At 32.2% G+C, this 24,888-nt stretch carries 22 protein-coding genes; 16 read left to right on the forward strand and 6 right to left on the reverse strand.

Annotated elements, in window-relative coordinates:
* Positions 1–57: 57 nt before the first annotated feature.
* The gene (locus tag FUA26_RS09825; RefSeq protein WP_147135160.1) at positions 58–1,140 is read left to right on the forward strand and encodes a bifunctional 3-deoxy-7-phosphoheptulonate synthase/chorismate mutase type II; all 1,083 of its coding nucleotides are present in this window, start codon (positions 58–60) and stop codon (positions 1,138–1,140) included.
* Positions 1,141–1,194: 54 nt separating this feature from the next.
* Here FUA26_RS09825 and FUA26_RS09830 read toward each other — a convergent pair whose 3' ends face one another.
* On the reverse strand, positions 1,195–1,647 hold the full coding sequence (locus FUA26_RS09830) for a hypothetical protein (RefSeq protein WP_147135163.1): 453 nt from the start codon (positions 1,645–1,647) through the stop codon (positions 1,195–1,197).
* Positions 1,648–1,863: 216 nt separating this feature from the next.
* On the opposite strand from FUA26_RS09830, the gene rsgA reads away from it, so the two are divergent.
* From rsgA to FUA26_RS09895, 13 genes are all read left to right on the forward strand, one after another.
* Positions 1,864–2,817, forward strand: coding sequence for a ribosome small subunit-dependent GTPase A (gene rsgA / locus FUA26_RS09835; RefSeq protein ID WP_147135166.1), 954 nt, complete (start codon positions 1,864–1,866; stop codon positions 2,815–2,817).
* On the forward strand, positions 2,814–3,266 hold the full coding sequence (gene dtd / locus FUA26_RS09840; protein ID WP_147135169.1) for a D-aminoacyl-tRNA deacylase: 453 nt from the start codon (positions 2,814–2,816) through the stop codon (positions 3,264–3,266). Before rsgA ends, dtd begins: the two co-directional genes overlap by 4 nt.
* A 140-nt stretch (positions 3,267–3,406) precedes the next feature.
* Positions 3,407–5,314: a DUF3857 domain-containing protein gene (locus tag FUA26_RS09845; protein WP_147135172.1), complete on the forward strand. Its 1,908-nt coding sequence runs from the start codon at positions 3,407–3,409 to the stop codon at positions 5,312–5,314.
* A complete protein-coding gene (locus FUA26_RS09850; RefSeq protein WP_147135175.1) occupies positions 5,315–7,255 on the forward strand; it encodes a DUF3857 domain-containing protein in 1,941 nt (646 codons plus the stop codon).
* Positions 7,255–7,581, forward strand: a complete 327-nt coding sequence (locus FUA26_RS09855) for a nucleotide pyrophosphohydrolase (protein WP_147135178.1) — start codon at positions 7,255–7,257, stop codon at positions 7,579–7,581. The genes FUA26_RS09850 and FUA26_RS09855 overlap by 1 nt, the downstream gene beginning before the upstream one ends.
* Before the next feature lie 116 nt (positions 7,582–7,697).
* The gene (locus FUA26_RS09860; RefSeq protein WP_147135181.1) at positions 7,698–8,924 is read left to right on the forward strand and encodes a 3-phosphoshikimate 1-carboxyvinyltransferase; all 1,227 of its coding nucleotides are present in this window, start codon (positions 7,698–7,700) and stop codon (positions 8,922–8,924) included.
* A 136-nt stretch (positions 8,925–9,060) separates the two neighbouring features.
* A complete protein-coding gene (queA, locus tag FUA26_RS09865) occupies positions 9,061–10,110 on the forward strand; it encodes a tRNA preQ1(34) S-adenosylmethionine ribosyltransferase-isomerase QueA (protein ID WP_147135184.1) in 1,050 nt (349 codons plus the stop codon).
* 263 nt (positions 10,111–10,373) lie between these two features.
* Positions 10,374–11,417, forward strand: a complete 1,044-nt coding sequence (rlmN, locus tag FUA26_RS09870) for a 23S rRNA (adenine(2503)-C(2))-methyltransferase RlmN (protein ID WP_147135187.1) — start codon at positions 10,374–10,376, stop codon at positions 11,415–11,417.
* A 117-nt stretch (positions 11,418–11,534) separates the two neighbouring features.
* The gene (locus tag FUA26_RS09875; RefSeq protein ID WP_147135189.1) at positions 11,535–12,512 is read left to right on the forward strand and encodes a polyprenyl synthetase family protein; all 978 of its coding nucleotides are present in this window, start codon (positions 11,535–11,537) and stop codon (positions 12,510–12,512) included.
* 91 nt (positions 12,513–12,603) lie between these two features.
* Positions 12,604–13,212 (forward strand): SprT-like domain-containing protein, encoded by a 609-nt coding sequence (locus tag FUA26_RS09880; RefSeq protein ID WP_147135192.1) that lies wholly within the window; start codon positions 12,604–12,606, stop codon positions 13,210–13,212.
* Positions 13,205–14,284 carry a mannose-1-phosphate guanylyltransferase gene (locus FUA26_RS09885; RefSeq protein WP_147135195.1) on the forward strand — a complete coding sequence of 360 codons (1,080 nt, stop codon included), beginning with the start codon at positions 13,205–13,207 and terminating at the stop codon, positions 14,282–14,284. Before FUA26_RS09880 ends, FUA26_RS09885 begins: the two co-directional genes overlap by 8 nt.
* Before the next feature lie 6 nt (positions 14,285–14,290).
* Positions 14,291–15,763, forward strand: coding sequence for a DUF389 domain-containing protein (locus FUA26_RS09890; RefSeq protein WP_147135199.1), 1,473 nt, complete (start codon positions 14,291–14,293; stop codon positions 15,761–15,763).
* 104 nt (positions 15,764–15,867) lie between these two features.
* Positions 15,868–18,279 carry a glycoside hydrolase family 88 protein gene (locus tag FUA26_RS09895; protein ID WP_147135202.1) on the forward strand — a complete coding sequence of 804 codons (2,412 nt, stop codon included), beginning with the start codon at positions 15,868–15,870 and terminating at the stop codon, positions 18,277–18,279.
* A 12-nt stretch (positions 18,280–18,291) separates the two neighbouring features.
* Here FUA26_RS09895 and FUA26_RS09900 read toward each other — a convergent pair whose 3' ends face one another.
* Positions 18,292–19,059 carry an ABC transporter ATP-binding protein gene (locus FUA26_RS09900; RefSeq protein WP_147135205.1) on the reverse strand — a complete coding sequence of 256 codons (768 nt, stop codon included), beginning with the start codon at positions 19,057–19,059 and terminating at the stop codon, positions 18,292–18,294.
* Positions 19,059–19,796, reverse strand: coding sequence for an MlaE family ABC transporter permease (locus FUA26_RS09905; RefSeq protein WP_147135208.1), 738 nt, complete (start codon positions 19,794–19,796; stop codon positions 19,059–19,061). The genes FUA26_RS09900 and FUA26_RS09905 overlap by 1 nt, the downstream gene beginning before the upstream one ends.
* Before the next feature lie 114 nt (positions 19,797–19,910).
* Here FUA26_RS09905 and pafA point away from each other — a divergent pair, with 114 nt between their 5' ends.
* Entirely contained in the window at positions 19,911–21,533 is a 1,623-nt protein-coding gene (pafA, locus tag FUA26_RS09910; RefSeq protein WP_147135211.1) for an alkaline phosphatase PafA, read from the forward strand.
* 1 nt (position 21,534) lies between these two features.
* Positions 21,535–22,341 (forward strand): DNA/RNA non-specific endonuclease, encoded by an 807-nt coding sequence (locus tag FUA26_RS09915; protein ID WP_147135214.1) that lies wholly within the window; start codon positions 21,535–21,537, stop codon positions 22,339–22,341.
* A 29-nt stretch (positions 22,342–22,370) separates the two neighbouring features.
* On the opposite strand, the gene FUA26_RS09920 is transcribed toward FUA26_RS09915, so the two are convergent.
* The 3 genes from FUA26_RS09920 to FUA26_RS09930 are packed head-to-tail and all read right to left on the reverse strand — an operon-like array spanning position 22,371 to position 24,856.
* Positions 22,371–23,219, reverse strand: coding sequence for a glycosyltransferase family 2 protein (locus FUA26_RS09920; protein WP_147135217.1), 849 nt, complete (start codon positions 23,217–23,219; stop codon positions 22,371–22,373).
* A 49-nt stretch (positions 23,220–23,268) separates the two neighbouring features.
* On the reverse strand, positions 23,269–23,796 hold the full coding sequence (locus FUA26_RS09925; RefSeq protein ID WP_147135220.1) for a class I SAM-dependent methyltransferase: 528 nt from the start codon (positions 23,794–23,796) through the stop codon (positions 23,269–23,271).
* A 1-nt stretch (position 23,797) separates the two neighbouring features.
* Positions 23,798–24,856 carry a 3-oxoacyl-ACP synthase III family protein gene (locus FUA26_RS09930; protein ID WP_147135222.1) on the reverse strand — a complete coding sequence of 353 codons (1,059 nt, stop codon included), beginning with the start codon at positions 24,854–24,856 and terminating at the stop codon, positions 23,798–23,800.
* Positions 24,857–24,888: the final 32 nt, after the last annotated feature.

Below are 24,888 nucleotides of genomic sequence, written 5' to 3' on the forward strand. Positions count from 1 at the left end.
CCATTTTTCAAGAGAAAATATATTTGAAATTTGGAATTTGAAATTTTATTGAAGATTATGGAAAACAACAAAGAAATGAGAGCTTGGTTAGATGATTTAAACTTAAATCATCCGTTAGTAATTGCAGGACCTTGTAGTGCTGAAACTGAAGAACAAGTGCTTAAAATTGCACACGATTTAAAAGATACTGATGTTAGCTACTTTAGAGCCGGTATTTGGAAACCAAGAACCAGACCAGGTAACTTTGAAGGTGTAGGCGCTTTAGGCTTAAAGTGGTTACAAAAAGTTAAAGCTGAAACAGGTATGAAAGTTTGTACCGAGGTTGCAAATGCAGCACATGTAAAATTAGCTTTAGAGCATGATATTGATATGCTTTGGATTGGTGCACGTTCTACTGTTAGTCCATTTATCATGCAAGAAATTGCCGATGCCCTTGAAGGTACAGATAACCCCGTATTAATTAAAAACCCTGTAAACCCAGACTTAGCATTATGGTTAGGTGGTATAGAACGTATTTATGCATCGGGTGTAAAAAATATTGGTGCTATTCATAGAGGATTTTCAACATACGAAAAAACTAAATATAGAAATAACCCAGAATGGCAAATGGCTATTGAGTTTCAAAATAAATTTCCAGACATTCCTTTAATTAATGACCCATCGCACATTACAGGAAAGCGCGATATGGTTTTTGATGTATGCCAAACAGCTTTAGATTTAAATTTTGATGGATTAATGATTGAAACGCATTTTGATCCTGATAATGCATGGAGTGATGCAGCACAACAAGTAACACCATCTACCTTAGTGCAAATTATGCGTGATTTAAAAGTGAAAAAAGAAGGTGATGCTGAAGCTGAATACAACAGCAAATTGAATAATTTAAGAGCGCAAATTGATGTTATTGATAATCAAATTATTGATATGTTAGGTAAACGTATGCAAGCATCAGATGGTATTGGGCAACTTAAAAAAGACAGAAACGTGGCTGTATTACAAAGCAAACGTTGGAACGAAATTTTAGGCAGAATGGTTTTAGAAGGTGAACAACACGGTTTAAGTGAAGAGTTTATTTTAAAAATGTTTAAAGCTGTTCATCAAGAATCTATTAATCACCAAGAAAAAATTATTAACGGTTAATTTAATAGTTTAATAGAAATATAAAAGCCTCACTAATGTGAGGCTTTTTGTTTTTTATTGTTTTGGTCTTTTAAAAAGATATCTGGTTATAAAAATACCTTGCCCGTCGCCTTTACCGCCTTCACTTTCAACAGCACTAGTTACAAAAGCAAGTTCCCAGCCTTCTTCTATCATTGTGTTTATTTTAGATTCTATAATAGCATCATTTGCCGCAATGTTTTGAAATCTAATACCACCTAAGTTGTAAAAATTTAAAAGCTTAGTTTCATCAAAGCCTTTAACCCTAATATCACTGCGTTTAGATTTGTTTCGGGTATTATCTTCTTCAGTTTGAGTAGAGGTGTATTCTTTATAATCTTTAGTGTCATTGGCACTAATAATTCTAGAACGCCCTAATCCGTTAGGTACAATAGATTCTACACTTGTAACTACTTTGTACTCTACTTGTGCATTCATTTCAGCTAAGCCCAAAACGGCAATAGCAATACTTAAAATTAATTTTTTCATGTTGTTGATGTTTGTTATTAAACGATAAAGCTAAATAAAAAAATACAATCAAGTTAAATGTTATTTTAACTTAAATAATTTAATAGCTTTCTTATAGAGACAAATCATTTTTTTAAAGGTTGCATAAATTGTTTATTTTTTTCAATTATAAAAAAGCAATTTAACTGTAGTATTAATCATTATAAATATTGTTAATTTTGTAAAACAATTAAATTAATGACAGGACGCGTTTATAAATCTACCGGAAGCTGGTACACCGTTAAAACTCAATTAGGTGAAACCTATCAATGCAGAATTAAGGGTAAATTTCGTATTAAGGGTATTAAAAGTACAAATCCAATTGCTGTTGGTGATGTGGTAGATTTTGAGTTAGAAGAAGCTAACAATTTAGAGTCTGGTATCATATTTAATATTCATGATAGAGCAAATTACATTGTTAGAAAATCTGTAAACCTATCAAAGCAAACACATATAATTGCCGCAAATTTAGATCAGGTTTTTCTGCTTGTAACCATTAACAATCCGCCAACATTAACAAGTTTTATAGATCGTTTTTTAGTAACTGCCGAGGCTTATTCAATAAAAACTGTTTTAATATTTAATAAAATTGATGCGTATGATGATGATACGTTACTTGAAGTTAAGTATTTGGCCCACATATACCGAAAAATTGGTTATGAATGTATTGGGGTTTCGGCTAAAACTGGTAAAAATGTAGATAAAATAAAAGCCTTAATGAAAGATAAGGTTAGTATGTTTTCGGGGCACTCTGGTGTTGGTAAATCTACCCTTGTAAATGCCATTCAACCAGATTTAAATTTAAAAACTAAAGAAATATCAAACTTACACATGCAGGGGCAGCATACCACAACATTTGCTGAAATGTATGATACAGATTTTGGAGGGAAAATTATAGACACACCAGGCATTAAAGGTTTTGGTGTTGTTGATATGGACAAAGAAGAGGTAGGTGATTATTTTCCTGAAATTTTTGCCCTAAAACAGCATTGTAAATTTAATAATTGTTTACATGTAAAAGAACCTAAATGCGCAGTAAAAGATGCTTTAGATAATGATGAAATAGCCTTCTCTAGATACAGAAGCTATTTGCAAATTCTTGAAGGAGAAGATGAGCATTACCGAACCGATAATTGGGATAAAGATAAATGAAAATTGTAATACAAAGAGTATCGCAAGCTAGCGTAACTATTAACAAAACACAAGTAGCAAATGTTGAAAACGGTTTGTTAATACTGTTAGGTATTGTTAATGATGATACTATTGAAGATATAAAATGGCTAACAAATAAAATAGTGAATCTTAGGGTGTTTGCAGATGAAAATGGTGTGATGAATAACAGCATAAAAGATGCTAATGGCAACATTATAGTTGTAAGCCAGTTTACCTTACATGCACTTACCAAAAAAGGGAATAGACCAAGTTATATACAAGCAGCAAAACCAGATGTTGCCATACCACTGTATGAAACATTTGTAAAACAATTAGAAACTGATTTAGGTAAGCCTATACAAACAGGAGTGTTTGGTGCAGATATGCAGGTTGCTTTAGTTAATAATGGCCCCGTAACCATTATAATAGATTCTAAAAATAGAGCTTAAAAAACGTATAACTGTAACCAAATAAATTTTCTTATATTAGCTGTAAGATTTTTTGTTTCGCTAAATGTTTAATGGTTTAAGTTTAGTTTTTATTGAGGGCGTATTGCTTAAAATCTTACTAAACAACTAAACCTAATTACATGAAGCAATATTTTGTGCTAGCACTACTGCTAACTATTCACTTTACTATTTTAGCACAAGAAAATTTATACACAACTAAAGCAATACCAGAAAGTTTATTAACTAATGCAAATGCTGTTATTAGGCTTAATGAAATTGCCGTTTCTATTGAGTCTCAGCAAGAAATGGTAATAACATCAAAACGAATAATTACGGTTTTAAATGAAGCGGGTTTTAAACATGTTGGAGCATATTTAGGCTATGATAAATACAGGAAAATAAAAAAAATTGAAGCCATAATTTTTGATGAAAATGGTAACGAAATAAAAAAAATAAAAAAGAAAGACTTTGTTGATCATAGCGCTGTTGATGGTGGTACTTTGTATTCAGATTCAAGAGTTTTATATATGTCTTACATGCCAGTAAGTTACCCTCTTACAATAGCTTTTTTCTGTGAAGTAGAAACGCCTAATACAGCAGCAATTCCTAGTTGGCGCCCAATTGATGATTATTATTTAAGTATTGAAAAAGATGTTTACTCTATTACAGATAATGCAAATTTAGGTTTAAAAACTAAACCAATTAATTTTGAAGATTTTAATGTTGAAACTAATGAAATTAATAATACATCAATTTTTAAACTAGTAAATACTAAAGCTATTAAACCAGAAGCTCTAAGCCCAAGTTTATCATGGTTTACCCCCAAAGCTATATTTACTTCAGAAAATTTTCATTTCTACGGGGTTAATGGTGAGGCAAGCAATTGGTTGGAGTTTGGTAACTGGGTAGAGAACAAGCTTTTAAAAGATAGAAGAGAAGTGTCTGAAGCTACAAAAAATAAAATAATAAGCTTAACAAAAGATTATAGTGACCCTTTAAAAAAAGCCGAAATTGTATATAAATATGTTCAAGACAACACAAGGTATATAAGTGTTCAAGTAGGTATTGGCGGTGTACAGCCTATTTCAGCAATGGATGTTGATAGATTAAAGTATGGAGATTGTAAAGGCCTAACAAATTACACACAATCTTTATTAAATATTGCCGGCGTAAAATCATACTATACAATAGTAGAAGCCGGTAATGAGAAAGTAGATTTTTATGATGATTTCTATTCCTTAGCTCAAGGTAATCATATTATCTTGTGTATTCCAAACTCCAATGATAATGTATGGATAGATTGCACAAGTCAAAAACACCCGTTTGGCTTTATTGGAGATTTTACCGATGATAGAAACGTTTTAGTTGTTAAGCCTAATGCAAGTCAGGTGGTAAAAACTACAGCTTATATAAATGAAATAAATCATAAAAAAACAAAAGCAAATATTTTTTTAGATGAAACAGGAGATATTCAGGCTAATGTAAATATTAAATCATATGGTATTAACTATGATAGAAGATTTTTTGTTGAAAGTGAATCTGATAAAAATATAAATGAATTTTATAAAGAATTGTGGGATTATGTTAATAATTTAAGCGTAAACAATTATGCCTTTACCAATGATAAAAAGCATGTAGAATTTACAGAATCGTTAAAAATAAATGCACAACATTATGCTGCTAAAATAGGCGACGGACTAATTTTTAAACCCAACACCTTCAATAGAAATTTATACATACCTAACCGGTATAGAAATAGAAAAATGCCATTGAAAATACAACGCGGCTACTTTGATGAAGATGAATTTACTATTCAAATTCCAGCAGGTTACACATTAGAAGCTGTACCAAACAATGAGCAATTAACAAATAAATTTGGCGAATATTCAATATCATTTGAAATAAATCAAAAAGAAATCCTATACAAAAGAAAATTACTAATTAAGGCAGGAAATTATCCAAAAGAAGACTATGCTTTATACCGAAGTTTCCGTAAAAGTGTAGCAAAGTTTGATAATTTAAGTTTGGTAATCCGTAAAACAGAATAAATGAAAAACAAAATAACTATTATCCTATTCTTTTTAGGGTTGTATTTAAATGCGCAAGATTTTAAGTTTGGCAAAGTATCAAAAGAAGAACTTTTGGAAAAAACATGCCCAATAGATTCATCAGCAAATGCCGCAATACTTTATAACTATAGGAGTACATACTTTACCCTTACCAACACTGGTTTAGAGTTGTATACTGAGATTCATAAGCGCATTAAAATTTACAATAAAGACGGTTTTGATAGTGCTACCGAAGAAATAAACCTTTTTAAAACCAACGGTAGTAATGAGTTTTTAAGTAAGCTTAAAGCTTACACTTACAACTTAAACAATGGTAAAATAGAAAAAACTGAGCTTAAAAAAGATCAAATATTTAGAGAAGAAGTAAATATGAATAATGATCAAGTTAAGTTCACCATGCCTAACGTTAAAGAAGGGGCTGTAATAGAGTTTAGGTATAGAGTAGCTTCTCCTTTTATTTGGAGTATAGATGATTTTGTATTGCAATATAATATTCCCGTAAAAAAAGAGCTTTTAAGGCTAAAAACTATTGATGGTATTGATTTTAAAACAACATCAAAAGGGTATTTACAAGCATACCCTAAAAGAAGCTCAGAGCATGATTTGAATTTAGATATGGGAATGGTCATTAACACCTATGAATTAGAAAACGTACCAGCCTTAAAAGAAGAAAAATATGTAGATAATATAGATAATTACAGAGCAGGCGTAATGTTTGAACTTGTATCTATAACACTTCCAGGAACTTTTAGTAAATATTATGCACAATCATGGGGAGATGTGGCCAAAACAATAGGAAGCACTGATGATTATAGAAACGGGTTAGATAAAACAAAATCTTTTGATGATGATTTAGAAAGCCTCATTAAAGGTACAATCAATCAAGTAGATAAAATGAAATTAATATTCAAGCATGTTAAAGATAATATTGCTTGGAATGGAATGGATGGAAAATATTTTTATAATGGTATAAGAAAAGCATTAAAAGAAAAAAAAGGAAACTCTGCCGATATTAACCTAACATTAGTAGCAATGCTAAGAGTAGCTGGTATACACGCAAATCCAGTTGCAATAAGTACCAAAGATAATGTGAAACCTTATTTTCCTACTGTTGATAGGTTAAACACCGTAATTGCCTACGCTAAAATTAACAACGAAGAATATTTTTTAGATGCCACTGAAGAGTTTAGTGATATTAATGTTATGCCTGTAAAAGATTATAATTGGTCCGGTATATTAATTGATAACCCCAACAAAGTTTGGCAAAAAATAAATTTGAAAGAACCAGAAATGGCAATTGGCCAATACGCCATAAATGCTAAGTTAGACGAAGAAGGTGTTATTGAAGGTAATTTTAAGGCTAAATATTTAAAGCATAAAGCTTATGAGTTTAGAGAAGCTTTTAAAGATCAAGTTTTAGAAGACTTTATTGCTAACCGAGAATCTACTTATAATAATATTGAAATATCAAATTATAAAGTTGAAAACGCAAAAACGTTTAGTGGAGCAGTCCAAGAATCATTCAATTACTATCAAGAAAATGGTGCCGAGGTAATTAACAATAAAATATACATTCAACCATTTTCAATTTTAAAAATTGAAGAAAACCCTTTTAAACCCAATGAGCGTTTATTTCCTGTTGATTTTGGATATGCTTTCTTAGAAAGAAGTGTTTTAACAATTGAAATACCCGAAGGCTACAAAGCCGAAACGCAACCAAAGCCAGTATTATTTAAAATGCCTAATAGTTTGGGGGAATTTAAATATATGCCAACACTGCTTGGTAACAAGCTTAAGCTAATGGTAGAGTTTAAAATAAAAAAATCCGTTATAAATGCCGATAAATATTTATTTTTAAAACAATTTTTCAATCAAATTATAGAAAAAGAAGCCGAACAAATAGTTTTAACTAAAGCATAATGAATATAAAAAACGCCCAAAAAGAAGTAGATAATTGGATTAAAGAACACGGTGTACGCTATTTTAACGAGTTAACCAATATGGCACAATTAACCGAAGAAGTAGGTGAGGTTGCCCGTATTATAGCGCGCAGATATGGTGAGCAAAGTGAAAAGGAAAGCGATAAAAATAAAGATTTAGGTGAAGAATTAGCTGATGTATTATTCGTGTTATTATGCTTAGCAAACCAAACTGATACTGATTTGCAAGCCGCTTTTGATAAACGCATGGATAAAAAAGCAAAACGAGACCATGATAGGCACCACAATAATCAAAAATTAAAATAATGCTTAAGTGAATATAGCTTTCAGCATAAAAACTTCTAAAAAAACACGCAAATTCATAGTATAAATCTGTATTAAAAAGTAAATTTGACGCTTGTTTACAACAAACCATAATTAGCATGCAAATTACGCTTCAAAAATCTGATGTACTTCAAAAATCTTCAGTAAAAATTACAGGTTCAAAAAGTGAATCAAACAGATTATTACTATTAAAAGCGCTTTATCCGGTTTTTAATTTAGAAAATGTTTCAAATTCTGATGATAGTAATTTAATGACAAATGCATTAGCTACATCATCAAACATAGTAGATATTCATCATGCAGGTACTGCTATGCGTTTTTTAACAGCCTATTTTTCAATTCAAGAAGGCAGAGAAGTAACACTTACGGGTTCTAAACGCATGAAAGAACGCCCCATAAAAGTACTTGTTGAAGCATTAAAAACCTTGGGTGCTAATATAACCTATGTTGAAAACGAAGGGTTTCCACCATTAAAAATAACCGGTAAAAAGCTAACAAAAAACAAAGTATCATTAGCAGCTAATGTTAGTAGTCAATACATTTCAGCATTATTGCTAATAGCTTCAAAATTAGAAAATGGCTTAGAGCTTACTTTAGAAGGTGAAATAACATCAGTGCCATATATTAAAATGACACTTAGTTTATTAAATCAAATAGGTATTGAAACATCATTTGAAAATAATGTTATAAAAGTTAAGCCAACAACTAACAGCCAACAAGCAACAACTTTAACCGTTGAGTCAGATTGGTCATCGGCTTCATACTACTTTAGTATTGTGGCAATTAGTGCTATAGGAACAGAAATAACATTGTCAGCATATAAAAAATCATCACTACAAGGAGATTCTGCACTGGTTGATATTTATAGGCATTTTGGTGTAGAAACCTCTTTTGGTGAAAATACAATAACACTTAAAAAAGTAAGATTAAATGTAGCACCATTAGAGCTAGATTTAAAAAACGCACCAGACATTGCGCAAACCATTGCTGTAACTTGCTTTCTGCTAGGTGTAGCCTGTAATTTATCGGGGCTTCATACCCTAAAAATTAAAGAAACCGATAGGCTAGTGGCCTTAAAAACCGAAATTGAAAAATTAGGTGGTAATGTTGAAATAACAAATAAGTCTTTACATTTAAAAGCAGCCACATCAATAAATGAAATGGTATCAATTGCTACCTACAATGATCACAGAATGGCTATGGCATTTGCCCCAGTAGCACTAAAAGCACCGGTGGTAATTGAAGATGCCATGGTGGTTTCAAAAAGTTACCCAACCTTTTGGGAAGACTTAAAAACAATTGGTTTTAAAATAGATACTAAATAATTACTTAAATACTTGACAACCCCTATTCTCAGATTGTATATTTGCAACTTTGTGAAAAATAATAACATAAAGTAAAATGTTGCTTTATGCTAGTTTCTTTTTTAAGAAACAAATAAAATAACTAAAACAAGCGTACATGAAATTATCTAACTTCGGTTTTGACTTACCAAATGAGCTTTTAGCAGAATACCCATCAGAAAACAGAGATGAGTCTCGTTTAATGGTTTTAAACAGAAAAGAGCAAACTATTGAGCACAAACTGTTTAAAGATGTGATTGATTATTTTAATGAAGATGATGTGTTAATTCTAAACAACACCAAAGTATTTCCTGCAAGACTTTACGGTAACAAAGAAAAAACTGGCGCAAGAATAGAAGTGTTTTTATTAAGAGAATTAAACGAAGAACAACGCCTTTGGGACGTTTTAGTTGATCCTGCACGTAAAATAAGAATTGGTAACAAACTCTATTTTGGTGATGATGATACCCTAGTAGCAGAGGTTATAGATAACACAACATCACGCGGAAGAACATTACGCTTCTTATACGATGGCTCATACACAGAATTTCGTCGTAAACTAAAAGAATTAGGCGAAACACCACTGCCAAAGTACATAAAACGTGATGTACAACCAGAAGACGAAGACCGCTACCAAACCATATACGCTAAAAACGAAGGCGCCGTAGCAGCACCAACAGCTGGTTTACACTTTTCAAAACACCTACTAAAACGTTTAGAAATTAAAGGCGTAAACTTTGCCGAGGTAACACTACACGTAGGTTTAGGTACATTTAACCCTGTTGAGGTTGAAGATTTATCTAAACACAAAATGGATAGTGAAGAAATTACTATAGAAACCCCAGCAGTAAACACCGTAAACACCGCAATACAAAACAAAAAACGCGTGTGTGCTGTAGGTACAACCGCTATGCGAACCATTGAAAGTTCAGTATCATCAAGTGGTATGTTAAATGAAATGCAAGGGTGGACAAACAAGTTCATTTTCCCGCCGTATGATTTCAGTATAGCAAACTCAATGATAACCAATTTTCACACACCAAAATCAACATTATTAATGATGGTTTCAGCCTTTGCAGGGCATGATTTTGTAATGCACGCCTATGAAGAAGCAGTAAAAGAAAAATACCGTTTCTACAGCTACGGAGATGCCATGTTAATCATCTAACAAACAAAATATAAACAATAAAAAGCCTCGTAAATCGGGGCTTTTTTTTAATAAAAACACAAAGCACCTCACAATATATTAGCTAAAAATATTTAGGGCATTACCCACAAGGGGTCGGGCTTTCGGCAGTCGCTTTTTTGTGTTGCATAGGTGCAACAACACAAAAAGAGCTTCAACAAAAGCCTCAATCCCTAATGCAAAACCAAGCATAATTCTACACCAAAAATCGTATTTAGGTTTCCTTTCACTATTTTTGCAAACATATGGCACAAAATAAAACAGACATACGCGCTTTAACCAAAGAACAACTTAGAGATTTCTTTGTAAAACAAGGCGATAAAGCATTTCGTGGCAATCAAGTTTATGAGTGGTTGTGGCAAAAATCAGCACACAGTTTTGATGATATGACAAACATTTCATTACAAACACGCCAAATGCTAGAAAACAACTTTGTAATAAACCACGTTGAAGTTGATACCATGCAACGCAGTACAGATGGCACTATAAAAAACGCCATACGCCTGCATGATGGTTTAGTAGTAGAATCTGTTTTAATACCAACCGAAACCAGAACCACCGCATGCGTGTCAAGTCAAGTAGGTTGTAGTTTAGACTGTAAATTCTGCGCCACCGCACGCCTAAAACGCATGCGTAATTTAAACCCCGATGAAATATATGACCAAGTAGTGGCCATAGATAAAGAAAGCAAACTATACCACAACAGGCCATTAAGCAATATTGTATTTATGGGCATGGGCGAACCACTCATGAATTACAACAATGTATTAAAAGCCATTGATAAAATAACATCACCCGAAGGCTTGTCAATGTCGCCAAAACGTATAGTAGTATCAACATCAGGTGTGCCAAAAATGATAAAAAAAATGGCCGATGATGGTGTTAAATTCAAATTAGCTGTATCATTACACTCGGCAATTGATGAGGTACGCACTACAATAATGCCATTTAATGAAAATTTTCCACTTAAAGATTTAAGAGAAGCGTTAGAGTATTGGTACGCAAAAACTAAAAACAGAATAACCTATGAGTATGTTGTTTGGCGTGGTATTAATGATAAACGTAAAGATGTTGATGCATTAGTTAACTTTTGCAAGTTTGCACCAAGTAAAGTAAACTTAATTGAGTATAACCCCATTGATGACGGTATGTTTCAGCAAGCAAACCCTGAAGCTTTAAACATGTATAAAAACGTATTAGAGGCAAATAATATTACAGTAACCGTACGCCGTAGCCGTGGTAAAGATATTGATGCCGCTTGCGGTCAATTAGCTAATAAAAGTAAATAGCAACTCTTATCTAAAACTGTAGTGTTAAATGCTATGCGCTAGATACATAAAATGGCATTAAAAATAATTATAAGTACAATTGAAGTGCTATCTTTGTAAACTCTCAAAAACTACACATTGAAAATAGTAGAGCAAATTAAACAACCCATAGCTTTTGAAATGGAACTTTTTGAACAAAAGTTTCAGCTTTCAATGTCTAGTAAAGTGGCATTGTTAAACAGAATAACCCATTATATTGTAAACCGCAAAGGCAAGCAAATGCGGCCAATGTTTGTGTTTTTAGTTGCTAAAATGGTATCTGGTGGCGAGGTTAGAGAGCGTACTTATCGTGGTGCTTCAGTAATAGAGCTTATTCATACAGCTACTTTAGTGCATGATGATGTTGTTGATGATAGTAACCGAAGACGCGGATTCTTCTCTGTAAATGCACTTTGGAAAAATAAAATAGCCGTTTTAATTGGAGATTTTCTACTGTCTAAAGGTTTGTTGTTATCAATTGATAATAATGATTTTGACTTGCTTAAAATAATTTCGGTAGCTGTACGCGAAATGAGTGAAGGCGAGTTGTTGCAAATTGAAAAGGCCAGAAAACTTGATATTACCGAAGAAGTTTACTATGAAATTATTCGTCAAAAAACAGCAACTTTAATAGCAGCTTGTTGTAGTTTGGGGGCGGCATCCGTTAAACCAGAGTCTCAACATGTTGAAAAAATGCGCAAGTTTGGTGAGCTTATAGGTATGGCATTTCAAATTAAAGATGATTTATTTGATTATGGTAATGCAGCTATAGGAAAACCAACCGGTATTGATATTAAAGAGCAAAAAATGACCTTGCCTTTAATTTACGCCCTTAATAATGCCAATAAAAAAGATAAGCGTTGGTTAATAAATTCTATAAAAAATCATAATAAAGATACAAAGCGGGTAAAGCAAGTTATAGAGTTTGTTAAAAATAATGGAGGTTTAGAGTATGCTATTAATAAAATGAAAGCATTTCAAACGGAGGCCTTATCAATGTTAAATGATTACCCAGATTCAGAGTTTAAAACCTCTTTAGAGTTAATGGTAAATTATGTAATTGATAGAAAAAAATAGGCAATACCAACCCTTTTTTATTTTCTTAAAAATAACTTTTTATTAAAAGCCTACTTTTTTTGCATGTAAAAATTCTTGTAACTTTACCCCAATGCATACCCCAATACAAAACTATATTCCGCAAGCGGCATGGGCACAATTACAACAATTATTAGCACATGATAATTTAGTAGTTAAAATTAAAAATGAGCGTAAAACCCGTCACGGAGATTATAGGTCTTTGCCAAATGGTAAACATCAAATAACCGTAAATGCTAATTTAAATAGCTACCGTTTTTTAATAACACTTGTACATGAAATTGCCCATTTTGAAGCCTATAAAACATACGGAACACACATAAAACCACATGGTAAAGAGTGGAAATATACATTCCAGCGTTTAATGTTACCATTTTTAAATCCTCAGGTATTTCCCCATAATTTGTTGCCTTTGTTGGCCAATCATTTTAAAAACCCTAAAGCATCTAGCGATACAGATACGCAATTGGCCTTAGCATTAAAGCAATTTAACGCGCCCAATAATAAAGTTTATGTGTTTCAGTTACCTTTAAACAGTATTTTTAAACTCTATAACGGTAAAATATTTAAAAAAGGGAAAAAACGTACAAAACGTTTTGAATGTGTTGAAATAAAAACAGGAAAATTGTATCTTTTTAACCCAAATGCAGAAGTAGAACTTATACAAAACAACCATGAATAAAAATTATTACGCCATTTTAATGGCAGGAGGTGTAGGCTCAAGGTTTTGGCCGGTAAGCACACAAGAATTTCCTAAACAGTTTCATGACATGTTAGGAACAGGCGATACGCTTATTCAAAAAACATTTCAAAGATTATCACGCTTAATTCCTAAAGAAAATATTTTCATTTTAACTAACGAGCGTTATAATGATTTGGTTTTACAGCAGTTGCCCGAAGTTAAACAACGCCAAGTAGTTTTAGAACCCGCAATGCGTAATACGGCGCCTTGTATTTTATATGCATCATTAAAAATTCAAAAAGAAAATCCAGATGCTGTAATGATTGTGGCACCAAGTGATCATTGGATTGAAGATGAAGTAATCTTTGCCAAAAACGTACAAACAGCATTTGATTATTGTGCCGATAATGAGGCGTTAATGACACTTGGTATTCAACCAACATTTCCAAATACAGGTTACGGTTATATTGAATTTGATAAAAATGCTTCTGAAGCTATAAAAGCAGTAAATCAATTTAGAGAAAAGCCAGATTATGAAACTGCTAAATCGTTCATTTCTCAAGGTAATTTTTTATGGAATGCAGGTATTTTTATGTGGAGTGCAAAAAGCGTTGTAAAAGCTTTTGAAAGTAATCAACCCGAATTATACAAACATTTTGAAGCAGGTATTTCAGTGTATAACACAGATGAAGAAGAAGCTTTCATTAAAGAAAATTATCCGTTAGCCGAAAATATTTCTGTAGATTATGCTATTATGGAAAAATCTAATAACGTAAAGGTTATTGCTGCAGAATTTGATTGGAACGATTTAGGAACTTGGGGAAGTTTATACAATAAATTAGGCGCTAATAACAATGGGAATGCCGTTGTAAATGCCCGAACTTTAACCGAGGATGCCTCAGGAAATATGATTAGAACCAAAAACAATAAAATTGTAGTTGTAGATGGTTTAAATGATTATATTGTGGTAGATAAAGAAGATGTTTTACTTATTTATCCTAAAGCAAAAGAACAAGACATTAAAAAAGTACTTCAAAAAGTAAAAGACAAATTTGGAGAACAATACGGGTAAAATTTTATGAGCGAAGAAAGCAAATTCAATTTCACTGATGATGAGGTGAAACCACAAAAAAGCGTAGAGCAATCTAAACAAGCAGTAAAAAAAGATGCGCAAGGTTTATTTAAAAGTATAAAAACCTTTTTTAGTGAACTATTAGATTTTAGAGATGATACTGATAGAGATGCCACTATTGCTGCCATTAAAGGTGATATACCCTTTAAAGGCGCCACCGCTTGGATTTTAATTTGTTCTATTTTTGTGGCTTCTATTGGTTTAAATGCAAACTCAACAGCAGTTGTAATTGGTGCCATGTTAATTTCGCCACTTATGGGGCCAATTTTAGGCGTGGGGCTTTCTATTGCTATAAACGATATTGATACATTAAAACGCTCGTTAATAAACTTGGCTATTATGATAGTTTTAAGTTTGCTAACAGCGTTTTTGTTTTTTAGGTTTTTCCCGTTAAGTGAAGATACTTCAGAGCTTTTAGGACGTGTAAAGCCAGATATACGTGATGTTTTAATAGCATTTTTTGGTGGTTCAGCATTAATAATAGCACGTACCAAAAAAGGCACAATAGCATCAGTAATTTTTGGTGTTGCTATTGCAACGGCTTTAATGCCACCATTGTGTACAGCAGGTTATGGTTTAGCAAAAGCAAATTGGGAATACTTTGGGCAAGCTATGTATTTATTCACAATAAATACCATTTTTATTGCGCTTGCAACATTTTTAGTGCTTAAAATTTTACGCTTTCCAATGCTTAAATATGCCAACTCTAAAAAGCGTAAGCGTATAGCACAACTAGCATCATTAATAGCAATAATAGTAATGATTCCGGCATCATTTACATTTTGGAGTGTTTACAAAGAAAGTACATTTAACAGAGATGCTATACGATTTATAGAAACCGAATTAGGCGCATTACCACATGCCGAATATATTAAAAAGAATACAACATATAAATATGGTGATGAAGCTGATGGTATTATTGAATTAAACTCTTTTGGTTTAGATGAAATTCCGGAGTCAACCATTACAATACTTAAAAAAAGACTTGAAGATTACCCTGCATTGATTAAAGAAAACACACAACTTGTCTTTAATCAAAACCGTAATAGTTCGGTTGATGGGTTTAAGTATATGAAAGAATTACGATTAAGAGATTCTTTAGATTTACTTTCGCAACAAGGTAAAATTAACTATTTAGAACAACGTTTAAAATCTTTAGAACGTTTTGAAAAAAACTTTATTCCGTTTGAAGAACTCATTGCTGAAGTTCAAATTAACTACGAAAAAATAGAAAGTATTTCGTTTTCAAATGTTATAAAATCTAACTTTAAAAAAATTGATACCATATCAGTTTTTGAAGTTAAATGGATTGATTCACTAACTAACGATGCTACCCGAAAAACCGAAAGAGCTAAGCTTGAAAAATGGTTTAAACAAAAGTTAGATTTAGATTCTTTGGTAGTTAAAAGGGCCAATTAAAAAACACTACAATAAAAATATTTTTTATAAATGAATTATATTTTTATTTTTGAAAAATACAATCGATTGTATAGTATGTTATTTCAACTAAACTAAACTATTTCATGAAACAAATTATCTTCTATTTGATGGTTATATTTTTATGTTTCAATTGCGAAACAAAAGACGAAACTATAAAAACACCAAATCCTAAAGAAGTTTTAAAACTTACAGAAAAAGTGGCCAATTGGCAAATTGAAACTTTTGAAGACATGGGCAAGTATAGAGCTTTGCCATCTGAAGAACATAGAAAAAAATGGCATAACAGAAAAAAACATCATGAATTAGATTGGACAAACGCTGCACTTTACGCAGGTATGTTTCAGCTTTCAGAAGTATCACACTATCCAAAATATATTAACTGGCTCACGCAAATTGGTAACAAAAATAAATGGCAATTACATAAACGTATGTACCATGCCGATGATCATGCTGTTGGGCAAATGTATCTCAATCTTCATCAAAATATTAGGTTAAAACATATAGCTAAAATACAACCCACAAAACAAAGGTTCGATTCTATAATAAAAAGTGAAAGAGGAAAAGAATATCAATGGAATTGGTGCGATGCCCTTTTTATGGCACCACCAGTTTGGGCTAAACTAGCAAAAATAACTAAAGATACTACGTACTTACATTACATGGATACCCAATACCACAAAACCTATAATGAACTTTGGGATGAAGAAGCGCAGTTGTTTTTTAGAGATAAATCGTATTTTGATAAACGTGAAAATAATGGTAATAAGATATTCTGGTCACGCGGTAATGGTTGGGTTTTTGGTGGTTTAGCACTCATGATTCCAGATTTGCCTAAAAATTGGAAAGGCCGCACGTTTTATGAAGATACTTTTAAAAAAATAGCACAAACATTATTAAAAACACAACGTAATGATGGTACTTGGTCTGCAGGTATTTTAGGAGGGCTAGATGTTTATGAAACTGTAGAAACCAGCGGCACATCGTTTTTTACTTACGGAATTGCATGGGGTATTAATAACGGTTTACTTGATAAGGCTACATATGAGTCTGTATTATTTAAAGCTTGGAACGCTCTAACAAAATGTGTAAATGAAAACGGCATGTTGGGCTACGTACAACCAATTGGTGCAGCACCAGGAGAGAGTTTTAAAGATTACACAGAAGTATATGGTATAGGTGCTTTTTTAGCTGCAGGAGCCCAAATGTATAAATATTTAAACACATTTCATCCATTAGCTAGAGATACACAATACAAAACCTTTATGACTGATGGTGGCTGGTGTTGGTATCAAGACCCAAGAGCTATTATTAATAATAATAAATTATTAATTGCAGGATTAAGTGGGCAAAGTGGAGATGTGCGTTTGGGGGTTTACGACCTAAAATCTGAAAAAAATGATAGTACCATAACGTTACACAAACAATTACAAAGAGATGACCATAATGTACCAGCATTATATGTAAAACCAGATGAAAGCGTTCTGGCAGTGTGGGCAAAACATGGTAATGAAAAGGTGCATTATTACAGTACAGCTTCTGCTCCAAATTACTTAAAATGGGAAAAAACAAATACTATAAAGCATGAGTATAACCATAAAAATGGTGTTACTTACATGAACTTGTACTATTTAAAAAATGAAGATAAATTATATAATTTTTTCAGAAGCGGTGAAACATTCAATCCTTCGTTTATAACGTCTTCAAACCATGGCAACACCTGGGGAGAATATACCCATTTTATAGCAAATGATATTAAAGGCTACCAGCGTCCGTATGCTAGATATTTTCAAGTGAATGATAATACTGTTGGTATTTCGTATACAGATGGTCATCCACGTCAGTACGGAAATAATCTTTTTTATGTAGAATTTAAAAATGGCGCATTTTATAAAGCCGATGGCACAAAAATTAAAGATTTAAAAGCGGGTGCTTTAAGAACTTCTGAAGGCGAAAAATTATATATTGGAAGTAATACTTACAATAAATCTATTATAACCGAAAGCGTACCAAATAGTGCATGGACTTGTGCCATGGCCACCGATGAAAATAATAACCCACATATTGGATATTCTTTATATATAAATGATGCTGACCATAGATATAGAATAGTGTCATGGGACGGAAAACAATGGCATGATAGAGAAATTGCCTATGCAGGAAAGTATTTATATAAAGAAGAAAGCAGCTATACAGGATTAATGGCTTTTGATCCTGAAAATCCTAGTAAAGTATATATTTCATCAGATGTTGATCCTTCAACAGGAAACGATTTGGGTGGTGTACACGAAATTTATGAAGCTAATATTGGTTTAAACGATGATATTAATACTATTTCATGGAAAGCAGTTACTTCAAATTCAAATTACAGAAACATTCGCCCTATAGTAGTTGCTAACCAAGGGTATAAAGTATTGTTGTGGCTTAATGGCCCATGGTATGATTATGAAAATTACAACTCGAATGTTCAAGGTATAATTTTAGAAAAACCCGAGTAAATTTAAATTAATTTATGCGTTTTCTTCTAAGTACATTTGACGTACTTTTTTAAATAAATTTGAAGAATACACAAAGTCTGTAACAGATTCGTTATCGGTTTTAAAAATGGTTTTATTGGAACCTTCCCAGGCTTTTAATCCATTTCTTAAAAACACAATTTTTTCGCCAATTTCCATAACCGAGTTCATATCATGAGAGTTAATTACTGTTACAATTTGGTACTCATCGGTTATTTCTTGTATTAAATTGTCAATTACAATGGCTGTTTTAGGGTCTAAACCAGAGTTTGGTTCATCACAAAACAAGTACTTAGGGTTATTTACAATGGCACGTGCTATAGCTACACGTTTTTGCATACCACCAGAGGCTTCACTAGGCATTTTATTATGAGCATCGGGTAAGTTTACACGTTTTAAAACAAGGTCGGCTCTATCTTCCATTTCGCTTTTACTCATTTTAGTAAACATTTGTAGCGGGAACATTACGTTTTGTGCAATGGTCATAGAATCAAAAAGAGCACTTCCTTGAAATACCATGCCAATTTCGGCACGTAAATCGCGTTTTTGGTCTTCGGTTAAACTAGAAAAAATTTTACCATCATAAGCAATGCTTCCTTCTTCATAACTAAATAAACCTAATAAGCATTTTAAAAATACAGTTTTACCTGAGCCACTTTGCCCAATTATAAGATTGGTTTTTCCTTTTTCAAAAGTGGTGCTAATACCTTTTAAAATTTCGGTATTACCAAATGATTTATGTAAATTTTTAACCTCTATCATTATCCTAAAAGCATTCCGGTTATTATATAGTTTAAAAGAATTATAACTACAGATGTCCACACAAAGGCCGTGGTACTAGCTTTACCAACTTCTAGGGCGCCACCTTTCATGTAATACCCATAAAACGACGGTACTGTTGCTAAAATAAAAGCAAACACAAAGGTTTTTATAAAAGCATAGGTTACATGAAATGTATCAAAATCTGTTTGTATACCAGTTATATAATCTGTTAGGGTAGAGTAACCACCAAAAATACTAGCAGCCATACCGCCTAAAATGCCTAAAAACATACCAATAGCAATGGCAAATGGGTAAAGCATTAAAGCTACTGTTTTTGGAAAAACTAAGTAGTTTAATGAGTTTATACCCATAACTTCAAGCGCATCAATTTGTTCTGTAACACGCATGGTACCTATACTTGACGTTATAAAAGAGCCTACTTTACCAGCCATAATGATAGAGGTAAATGTTGGTGCAAACTCTAAAATAACCGATTGCCTAGTGGCAAAACCAACCAAATACCGTGGTATTAAAGGGTTATCTATATTTAAAGCAGTTTGTATGGTTACAACACCACCAACAAAAAACGATATAAAAGCAATAATACCTAGCGAGTTTATTATTAAATCGTCTATGTCTTTTAGTATTAATGAGCGCATAACAGGCCATTTTGTTGGCTTTTTAAACATTTCTGCAATCATTAAAAAATATAAACCAATGTTATGAAGGTATTTCATAGAAAATTTTGTTACTGCTAAAGTAAAAAAAACTTAGTGGTATTTAACCTTAATTTTAAATAATGCTATTTTAAAAGTACTATTTTTGGTGCCTTTAAAATATATAAATAGAAAATGAATAGAGGTTTTGTATCCATAATTATGGTGTTTATGAGTTTATTTGTTCAAGCTCAAAATAATAAAACAAAGTTAGTAGTAGGTATTGTTGTAGATCAAATGCGGTATGATTATTTAACACGTTTTGAAAGTAAATATGGTAATGGCGGCTTTAAACGAATGATAAGAGAAGGCTATAACTGCAAAAACCATCATTACAATTACATACCAACCTACACAGGGCCAGGTCACGCCTCAATTTATACAGGAACAACACCCAAACATCATGGTATAATAGCTAACGATTGGTATGATAAAGCAATTGATGCAATGGTATATTGCGCACAAGATGATAGTGTTATGCCCGTTGGAACAACTTCTTTAAAAGAGCGCATGTCTCCTCATAGAATGAAAACCACCACCTTTGCTGATGAAAACCGATTGTTTACTCAAATGCGCGGAAAAAGTATAGGGATATCAATTAAAGATAGAGGTGCTATTTTACCAGCAGGACATACTGCCAATGCAGCATACTGGTTTAGGGGTAAAAAAGAAGGTAATTTTGTTAGCAGCACTTATTATATGAAAACATTACCAAAATGGGTTCAAAAATTTAATAACTCAGGCGTTGTTAAGTCATATTTAAAAGAATGGAATACTTTATATGATATTGATACTTACACTGAAAGTGGTACCGATTTAAATACATTTGAAGGTAAGTTTAATGGTAAAAAAGAAGCTACTTTTCCGTATAATTTAAAATCTATGTTTTTAATTAATGGCGGTTATGATATACTTAAAGAAACACCTTACGGTAATAGCATTGTAACAGATTTTGCAATTGAAGCCATTAAAAATGAAGACTTAGGAAAAGATAGTGATACAGATGTGCTTACTGTTAGTTTTTCAAGTACTGATTATGTTGGGCATAAGTTTGGTGTTAATTCAAAAGAAGTTGAAGACACCTACTTACGTTTAGATAAAGAATTAGAACGTTTGTTTAAAGTTTTAGATGATGAAGTAGGAACAGGAAATTATACGGTGTTTTTAACTGCCGATCATGGTGCTGTAGATGTGCCTAATTATTTAAAATCTGTAAAAATTCCTGCGGGTTATGTAACCTACACCGAAACTAAAGAAAAACTAAATGCGTTTATGCTGCGTATGTTTAAAGCAGATAGTTTAATTAAAAATGTTAGTAATCATCAGGTTTTTTTAAATAGAGAAAAATTACTAAGTTTAGGTTTAAAATTATCTGAAGTTCAGGAAACCTTAGTTAATGAACTCATTGCATACAAAAATGTATATAAAGTATTTTCGGCAACAACAATGAGTACCACATCATTTGATAAAGGCATTGAAAATACTTTACAAAACGGCTATAACCAAAAACAATCTGGTGATGTTTTAATAATACCATATCCAGGGCACATTTATTACAGAGCCACAGGTACATCACACGGTACAGGTTTTAATTATGATACACATGTACCATTACTGTTTTTTGGTAACGGCATAAAAAACGGACAAACATTACAAAAAACAGTAATTCCTGATATTGCACCAACAGTTTCAGCACTTTTAGGTATAAGTTTTCCTAACGGTGCTACAGGGCAACCTTTAGAGTTTGTTTTAAAATAATATGCGTAAAAAAACATTTTTTTCAATACTGGCAATACTCATTCTTTTAGTGGTTTTTACTTATGAAAACCTTTTAAATGAAGAAGAAAAAGCCAAAATAGTAACTCATGGTACAAAGGTAAAAAACACTACTAATTCGTATTTTTTACCAACATCAACTACGGGGCAAATAATACATCATAATAATTACTCATTATCATATAGCGAACTACATGAGCAAGCTGAATGGGTTGCTTATGAATTAAAAAAAACGCACCTTTCAAATACAAATTTTAAAAGACCATATTTTGAAATTGATAAAGCTGTAAAAACCGATGCCGCACATTGGCGTAATTATAAAAATTCCGGATATGATAAAGGGCATTTATGTCCTGCTGCAGATAGACGATTTAGTAAAGAAGCTCATGATGAAACATTTTTAACAAGCAATATTAGCCCGCAAAATCATGCCTTTAATTCAGGTATTTGGAATAGGTTAGAGCAAAAAGTGAGGTATTGGGCTCAAAAATACAATGGTGTTTACGTGGTTACAGGCGGTGTTTTAAAGGGCAATATGAAAACTATTGGTAATGAAAATGTTTCTGTACCAAACCAGTTTTATAAAGTGTTGATTGATGCCAATACTGCTAACCCAAAAATGATAGCTTTTTTACTACCGCATAAAGATTCTAACAAACCTTTATATGAATTTGTTGTGCCAGTTGATACTATTGAAAATTTAACAGGTATAGATTTTTTCCCTGCTTTAAATGATACTATTGAAAACACTTTAGAAGCTTCAAAAAGTTATAAAGGTTGGAGCTTTTAGTTTAGTTTTTTTGTAAAAACATTTTAAAACTAAAGTATCTTACCAAGCATACCTTTCCATCGTAAATTTCTAATAAATTTACCTTGTTCTTTGGTTACAAGTTGCTCTGGTTTTTCTTTTGCAGCTTTAAAAAAACCGCTCATATAATCTTTAAAAAGTTTGAAGCTTTTCTTTTTGTAAGCAAGTTTTAATGCAGAAATACAAGTTATAGTAAAGCCATAACGCATTTTGTACATAGCTTCACCTTGCATGTATTTTGAAGCTTTGTTGTAACTAATTCCCGTTGGTTTTAAGTGTTTTACATGTAACGAAGCATCCGTTAAAATTTCCCAATTATAGTATTTAGCTAAAAGTTCATCAACAGTGTCCCAGCCCATTGATGGTTTAAGTTTTCCTATATCAAAAAAACAGTCTTTTTTATAGGTTTTAAGGGCTCCACGAATGTGGTCTTTTCTGGTAAGGTTTTCTAAAACCCAATCGTTATTTTTTTTAATATAACAAAAGCCCGCTGCCAAACCTAATTTTGGGTTTTTCTGAAAATGATTAGCTATGGTTTCAAGATAATTTTCTGGAAAAATCAAATCTGCATCAAACTTACAAATAGCATCATAATCATCATCTAAAACATTAAAACCTTTGTAAAAAGCGTTTATAATTTTGGCTCCGGGTAAATGTTGATTGGTAGATTTTGAATTGACGAGTTTTATAAAAGGGTGTTTGTTAGCCAAAGCCTCAACAATACTTCCTGTTTTATCAGTAGAATTATCATTTACAACCACAACTTGTTTGGGTTGAAGCGTTTGATTAATAAGCGAATTTAAGGTTAAACCAATTGAGGTTTCTTCGTTATGTGCTGGTATTACAACATAAAATTTCATTTGATAAATTTCAATATAAAAAAATCAAACAGCAAGTTTTTTATGAGGCTTATTTGTGTATTCTTTCAGCGTACACAATATAATACCTTGGGGTAAACCAGCGTAAAAAGGGACGAATACCAATTTTTTTAGTTGGGTTAGTCCATTTTTTACTATCAATAATTTTCCAGCCAGTTTTTTCAAGTAACCAATCAAATTGCCAATCTTCAAACTCATGGTAATGTCTGTCCCAAACATCTGTTTTGCTTCTGTAAGCGGCAGAAAACCATAGCTTTAATGGTATGCTAGCCACCAATTTATTGGCTTTTATATTTTTTAAAACAGTGTATGGCGACAGTAAGTGTTCAAAAATTTCAAAGGCAGTAACCACATCTGTTTTTGCATTAATTATGGTGCTAATATCTTCGTCTAAATCTTCACCATTAGTGTTTTTAACTGAAAAACCTTGTGTTTTCATTATTTCAGAAAACGGATTTTGTACACCTAAATCTAAAATTGTTTCGGTGTTTTTTATATGCTTTTGTAAAAACGTTAACGTGTGTTTAAAGCGTTTATTAGGAAAGCTTTTTTCGTACATTTTAATATTTATAAACAATGGCGTTTATGTGCATACCGGCGCCCACACTTGCAAAAATAACCACATCGCCTTTGTTAATGTTGTGGTTTTCTAATTGGTTGTTTTTTACCAAATCAAATAGTGTAGGAACGGTTGCAACCGAACTATTTCCTAATTTTTGAATGCTCATAGGCATGACGTTTTCAGGAATATCGGTTCTATAAAGCCTATAAAAACGTTTTAAAATGGCTTCATCCATTTTTTCATTGGCTTGATGAATGAATATTTTTTTAACTTCAGAAATATCAGTTCCACTTTTATCTAAACACGCTTTCATGGCTTTAGGAACGTTTAAAAGTGCAAACTCATAAATTTTACGGCCGTCCATTTTTATATAACGCGTGTCTTTATCTAAATCAGGATTATTTGAATTTCCAAAGTATAAATAATAAGCTTCATCATAGGTGAAACTAGCCGATTCATGTGCTAAAATACCGCCTTCTTCATTTGTAGCTTCAACAATAGTAGCACCAGCGCCATCAGAAAATATCATAGAATCTCTATCGTGTTTATCAACCACTCTAGATAGTGTTTCGGTACCAATTACTAAACAGCGTTTAGCCATACCAGCTTTAATAAAAGCTTGGGCTTGTATAACACCTTCTACCCAGCCAGGGCAACCAAAAAGAATATCGTAGGCTATACATTTTGGGTTTTTAATGCGTAAACTATGCTTAATTCTGGTTGCTAAAGAAGGAATTATATCTGCTTGAATGGTGTTGTGTTTTACATCACCAAAGTTATGAGCTACAATAATATAGTCTAAAGTTTCAGGATCTATGTTGGCATCTTTAATAGCTTTTTCGGCAGCAAAAAAACCTAAATCAGATGAGGTGTGATGTTTTTTTGCATATCTACGTTCAGAAATGCCGGTAATAGCTTTAAATTTTTCAACAATAACCTCATTAGGGGCATTAATTACAGAACCATCTGTGTTTAAAAATTCATGGTTGTGAAAACGTTCATTTTTTTCAATGGTGTCAGGTATATAGCTTCCTGTGCCGGTTATTTTAATAGTCATAATGCAATTTAGTTTACTAAAAGGCTAATTTA

This window comes from Seonamhaeicola algicola, from assembly GCF_007997385.1.
GTDB lineage: Bacteria > Bacteroidota > Bacteroidia > Flavobacteriales > Flavobacteriaceae > Seonamhaeicola > Seonamhaeicola algicola.